Raw genomic sequence first — 5346 nt, 5'->3', positions numbered from 1 at the left:
GGACAAACGGCTGTGTAGTATTCAGACGGTATGCCGGATGTGCAGTGGCTTTCGCAGTTTGTCATGGAACGATACTGTCCCTGGCTCGCGTCTCCGTCGGACTGTTCCAGCGGCGTGAAGTTGAGAATAAGCTGGTCTGTGGAGAGCTTCTTTATAGTTGCCTGTCCACTTATGGACAAGACCTGGGCGGAGATATACTGCGTCGTGAGCGCTATCATCGTAATCTTCGTCGTTCCGCCCGGTCCTTTGATTTCGAGGCCGCTTGGCCCAAGCTCTGATGTATAGAGATTGTGCGTTGCAGTGCTTCCACTTTTGGCGATAAATTTTCCGCTAGAGGTAATATCTCCATCGAGATTGATGGAATGGTCTATCACAAGCTCGTTCGTGGAAGCATTGACGGAAAGTGTGACTGTATGATTGGAGTTCCTAAGCGTGAGCGAATAGGCGGAAAGAAAGGTCGTTGTCACCGCCTGTTTCCCTATTTCTGTAGTGCCACCCATGCCGGAAACAGTCACGCCGGAGGGAGTAATGGTTGTAGTGTCGGGATGGTTTCCTATGCCGACGACGGTGATGTTCTTGAAAACGCTTTGCAGAAAGTCGCGCAATTTTTCAAGCGATAGTTTCCTGTCCCTGTCGGAGTTCAGGCCCTGCACGATGTAGAGAAGGTCGTTGAGGGTAAGATTGTCCGCTTCTTCAAGCAGCGGCACCGTGGTAATGTTTTCTTCCAGTTCCATGAAACGCTCCTTGAATTAGACTGTGCTTGCGCCGAACGAGACGAAAGGAATCTTGCTCGCCGTATTGAAAATGCCGTTCAGCGGGTCAACGAAATAAATCTTGTTGCCGACTGTCGTTTCCAGGTTCTGACGCAGCGTGTAGTCATACTGGTAGTTGTAATTGGTTCTGTCCTTGGCGGCGAGCTGGACTCCTACAGACCAAACTTGAACGATATATCGCGTATTCCGCTTTATCGTCAAGGCGCCCTGCCTCATTTCAGTCATGTCGAAAGTGCAGAGTTCCGTCGAGCTGTCGAAATCGACGCCGTAGTGACGCAGCCCCGTGTGTCCGAGCAGGTTTCCTTCCGTGTCGAAAACTCCGATGCAGAGGCATGCGTTGTTCGATGCAAGCGTTCCTGCAAGCGCGATGGTGCATTTTGTAATGGAACCCTGGGCGTCCGATATTCTCATGCTCTGGTAAATTTTGGCGTTGCAGTAGTCGAATGTTTCGCCTTCAACGTCGCCCCAGACAAGTTCTTCCGCGCCCTGCTTGAGCTGGTATGAACCATAGTTGCTCGTTTCGCTGTCTATATCCGATTCCGGCAGCGTTGCGAGTTTTGGGTCGCTTTCTCCCGTCAAGTTCACGCCTATTCGCAAAGTGCCGTTTAGGGGCGTGAGAGTGATGGCGTCCCCGTCGGGAACGAGAACATTGGCGAGAAATCCCGCTTCGTCGCCCTGCTGGACGCAGACCTTGTGGTCGCTTGCTCCGACTCCTTCCAGTTCACTCAAGGCAACCTTGTAGGTATGGCCAAGGATGCTTACGGCAAAGTACCCGCCCTGTTTGAGGGCTTCGAACGTGCTTGTGTCCAGCTCTAGGATGGTGGTATTTTCTTCTGCCATGGATTCTCCTATAAGACGATGTACTTGCCGTCTTCGGTCATTATCCGTTGCCCAGTTTCTGTCGTGAGATAGTTGTTCTCGATTACGCTTTCCTCAAGCGCGACGGTCACAATCTTCTTTTGCGGATGCTGCACCGTCGCGAGGAACCTATTTGAACCAGCCAGCTTCAATCCCGCAGCGGGGAGCGCGAGAACGCCAGCAGGCGCCAGCATTTGAAGTACGCGGCGTCGAAGCTGCCTGCCTCGCGGCGTATAGACGAAAAAGATGGCGGGACATTCGTCAAGGAAATGCGGGTTCGGGTCGCCCGAAAGGTCACGGGCGTTTTCAATGATATTGTTCGGCGTTCCTGCGGAGTTTTTCTTGAAGGAAATTTTGAGACGCGCCTTATACATTTCATCCGTCTCGCCGGGTTGTCGCGGAATGTTGCGGAACTTTCCGATAAGGTCTAGCCATTCACCTTCCGCCTCGTCGATGTTCGCGAAGTTGGAAAGCCTGAACGCACTATCTTCCAAATCCTGAAAACTGGAAAAGACTTTCCTCAAGAGCGAGAGAAGGTTTGTGGAGTCCCTGTACTGCGTGATTACAAGGTGCTGGATATGCTGCCATAAGTCCGTGATGTGCTGCATGGCGATTTCCTAGCTTACGAGCGTGACCGTGATGTTTTCTGCCGTGATGGAAACAATCTTGTCTTCGTCTATGGGGACGCGCTCGTCTGTCCAGTGGCGTGGATTGTCCACGTTTGCGACCGTGACCGTGATGGACTCGATGCCCGGAACATTGCTGTAGATGGGGGCGCTGATTCTTTGCGGTATCAAGTCCTTTCCCGAAGTGTATTCCTTCTTGGCCCATTCGCAGACGACATTCTTTATGACCTGTTCATAGTCCGATGGCAAGGTTTCTTCGTCATAGACAGTAAAGTCGATGCGAACGAGGTAGGAAACGCCCTGGATAAAGCTGAACTGGACCTGTTGCAGGAAGCCGCTTACGTCGCGAGCCTCGCCGCTGTTGTTTCCGTAGCTCTGAATGCCTGCGGGCTTGCAGTTCCAAATCTTTTGTGCGATGAAATTCTGGACGGTGTGGGCGCGTGTGCTGTCGTCGAGAATGGCTTGCCAGTCCTTATCGGACGGGTCAATATCCTCGGTGCTGAAAGTGACTGGGACGAATACCACGAAAGAATGGGCGGGGATTCCGCCGACGGTCTCGTTCTTCGTGTTTTCCTTGAAGGTGATGCCGTCCGTGATGTTCTCTTTCAGGTAGGTCGTCATTCCGTCGGGAGTCGCCAAGCCGTCGAAAGTCGCAGTCTCTATGCGCTGTCTTAGGGATTCGTCCGTTTCGCCCTCGTTTCGTGCAAGTCCCGCGATAGATGCGAGCATATCCAGGAATGTTCCCGTCGCTGTCGAAACGTCGATGTTCGCGCCGACGGTCTGTATCACCTGTGCAAGCTCCGTGTACATGTATGCAAGCAGGTCAACGAACATGCCGTCGGGAGAGGACGGCTCCAGGTTGATGGAGGCGCCAAACACCTCCGTAAAGCTGGTGGCGATGGCTTGACGGATTTCGCGGTAGCTCTTGATGGAGATTCCCGATATAGAGTCCACAATGACTGCGTTTATCGCCATCGCTAGAAATCCCCGTTGATGGTTCTGCCGTCGATGCTCTGGACGCTAAATTTTCCAGTAAGGTTTCTTCCGTCTGTTGCGAGGTCTATCGCGATTACGGATTTTACGCCCTTGACCGCCTCGATTTTTTCGCGAATGATGCGCTGGGCTACGTCGAGGTGTGAAACGGGTAAACCGGCTATCTTTTCAAGCCAGGGAACGCCGTGTTCGATGTTGGTGAACGCTTCCCCTTCTTCCGTCTTTAACAGGCAGAGAACAGCCTGTCGAACCTTCTTGGCGATGTTGCCGATACGGCAGATATGGTCGCCATCAAGGAAAATGTCGTGGGAATTGTCAAGGGCCATTTCATTCATCAGCCCGTAAACTAGATACGCTTTGGTGTAAGGCGTGAATTATGCCAAATCAACCCAAAAGACACCAAAAGAAGGGATGAATAATTCTTATTTACGCCTTGCGAACCTGTGCGAATTGAGTATATTTTGAAGGAAAGAAATAAAGGTTCTGAACAAATGACGACTACGCTTTACGAGAATATCACCAAGAAGCTCAAGCTGGAAAAAGGAACGTACAGCTGGGCAAAGGATTATTTCTCCGCATGGCATAGGAGTAAGGTCGGCCTTTTGGATGATGCCATCGAAAGCTATTCTGACGGTGTGCCTCGCGCCGTGTTTGACAAGCACCTAGTCGATGAAGCGGAAACAATAGCCAAGTTCACGACGATGCGCGAACTGCTGCTTCATATTGCAAAGATTGCCGAAACGGAAGGCTTCGTTTAGCTGAAATTTGAGAATGAAAGAAAAAGGCGCTCTCGCTTGGAACGCCTAATTATCGCAAAAGACACCAAAAGAAAAGCCCCTACAAGGTGAGCGCTTGCCTTGTAGGGGGAAATTAGGTGGGACAATTCAATCTATTTCTTTAATTGTATGACCCCGATATGGGGTACTAATCTGTGTTTTTGCATCGCCGTTGAAGGCTCCGCCTTATCATCTTGTGCAGCCCTTTCGGACTTCTTATCTATATTTGTTCCCTTGGAGGGAACCAAATCAATCATGCCGACAGTTATCTTGCGCACTGATACGACTATCGGTCTAATATCAAATTCAATAATGTATTTGGTGCTGGCGGGATGATGGTTAGCGTTCATCGAGCCAATCCAATGGACGGAGAAGCCTGCGAATAATATCCTTAGGGTCCGGGTCCGTAATAAAGGGAGGAAGAATTTTTTCAATGCAATTGAAAATACTCATTTTTTATTCCTTTCCCACTTCCATGTGGGCGATTGTTTTTTTTATTTGCTGCAGCTCGTACTATTTCATAGTAGCCTCCTTGTAAAGGTCGCTCTTCATCAGAACCTTTTGTTGTGTCGTTCTCATCCTTGCCGAAGGACTTACGAATGACGGTGAATTGGATTCTCGGCTTTGTTCGAAGTGCAAGCTAGTTTTCGTTTACTTGCTTCACAACTTCTTTCGCGACCTCGGTTACGACAGCCACTACGACTACCTTGACCAAGCTTGAAAGGAATCCTGACATTGGATTTACCCCTATTGCTGCTGTTCATCGCGGTGGTAACGATGAACTGTGAACTTGTACAGATTCGCTATTCGATTTGAATGGTTCGTCCGGCCACGAAAGCAAATTTACGATTTTTTTTGTCGCGAGTCAAGATGGGGTGTCAAACCGTTTTTCTAAAAATTATTAGCTTGTTCTATATTTTCAGAACAAACTAAATGACATAAAATGACGGAGAAAATTTTTTATACTTTTTATGCTTTTTATTATTTTTTTTATTGTTTGGGAATTTGGAAAATATAGGTATGGCAGAGAAATTTTTGATTCTTTTTTTTCGATGTTAGAGAATAAAAGTTCTTTTTTTTCTTGCCATTCCTCTTGGTTTATAAGATTTAAATGAAATCTAAAAAAACATGCTCGAAATGTCAAATTTTCCAGGTATAATTGCACGCAGTTCAAAATTTTTTTGGCTATGTCACAACAAACAGTTGATAAATAGCCATTTTTATAGGGGAGTATCAGAACTCCCCTACAAACTGTTATTTGCAGTTATCTATACTCATTTGGAATTTCGATATGAAGTGTCTCACACAATAACTTCACAT

Annotated in this window: 7 protein-coding genes; 1 reads left to right on the top strand and 6 read right to left on the bottom strand. The window is 48.4% G+C overall.

Going from position 1 to position 5346, the window contains the following annotated elements; translation table 11 throughout:
* The 5 genes from IKG78_RS06610 to IKG78_RS06590 form a co-directional block, all read right to left on the bottom strand.
* Positions 1–734 (bottom strand): hypothetical protein (locus IKG78_RS06610; protein WP_290941259.1); only part of this gene is annotated, 734 nt, incomplete at its 3' end.
* Between the two features lie 15 nt (positions 735–749).
* A complete protein-coding gene (locus IKG78_RS06605; protein WP_290941257.1) occupies positions 750–1613 on the bottom strand; it encodes a hypothetical protein in 864 nt (287 codons plus the stop codon).
* Between the two features lie 8 nt (positions 1614–1621).
* Positions 1622–2239, bottom strand: a complete 618-nt coding sequence (locus tag IKG78_RS06600; protein ID WP_290933993.1) for a DUF2612 domain-containing protein — start codon at positions 2237–2239, stop codon at positions 1622–1624.
* 9 nt (positions 2240–2248) lie between these two features.
* On the bottom strand, positions 2249–3232 hold the full coding sequence (locus tag IKG78_RS06595; RefSeq protein WP_290933990.1) for a hypothetical protein: 984 nt from the start codon (positions 3230–3232) through the stop codon (positions 2249–2251).
* Positions 3233–3234: 2 nt separating this feature from the next.
* Positions 3235–3585, bottom strand: a complete 351-nt coding sequence (locus IKG78_RS06590) for a hypothetical protein (protein WP_073321157.1) — start codon at positions 3583–3585, stop codon at positions 3235–3237.
* Positions 3586–3711: 126 nt separating this feature from the next.
* On the opposite strand from IKG78_RS06590, the gene IKG78_RS06585 reads away from it, so the two are divergent.
* The gene (locus tag IKG78_RS06585) at positions 3712–4008 is read left to right on the top strand and encodes a hypothetical protein (protein ID WP_290941254.1); all 297 of its coding nucleotides are present in this window, start codon (positions 3712–3714) and stop codon (positions 4006–4008) included.
* A gap of 131 nt (positions 4009–4139) precedes the next feature.
* Here the strand turns inward: IKG78_RS06585 and IKG78_RS06580 are convergent, their stop codons facing one another.
* On the bottom strand, positions 4140–4376 hold the full coding sequence (locus IKG78_RS06580; RefSeq protein ID WP_290933981.1) for a hypothetical protein: 237 nt from the start codon (positions 4374–4376) through the stop codon (positions 4140–4142).
* Between the last annotated feature and the right edge of the window lie 970 nt (positions 4377–5346).

Origin of the sequence: Fibrobacter sp. (genome assembly GCF_017545445.1) — a bacterium.
In the GTDB taxonomy this organism is placed as follows: Bacteria; Fibrobacterota; Fibrobacteria; order Fibrobacterales; family Fibrobacteraceae; genus Fibrobacter.
The sequence above is the reverse complement of the archived record's forward strand: the minus strand, read 5'-3'. Positions and strand labels throughout refer to the sequence as shown.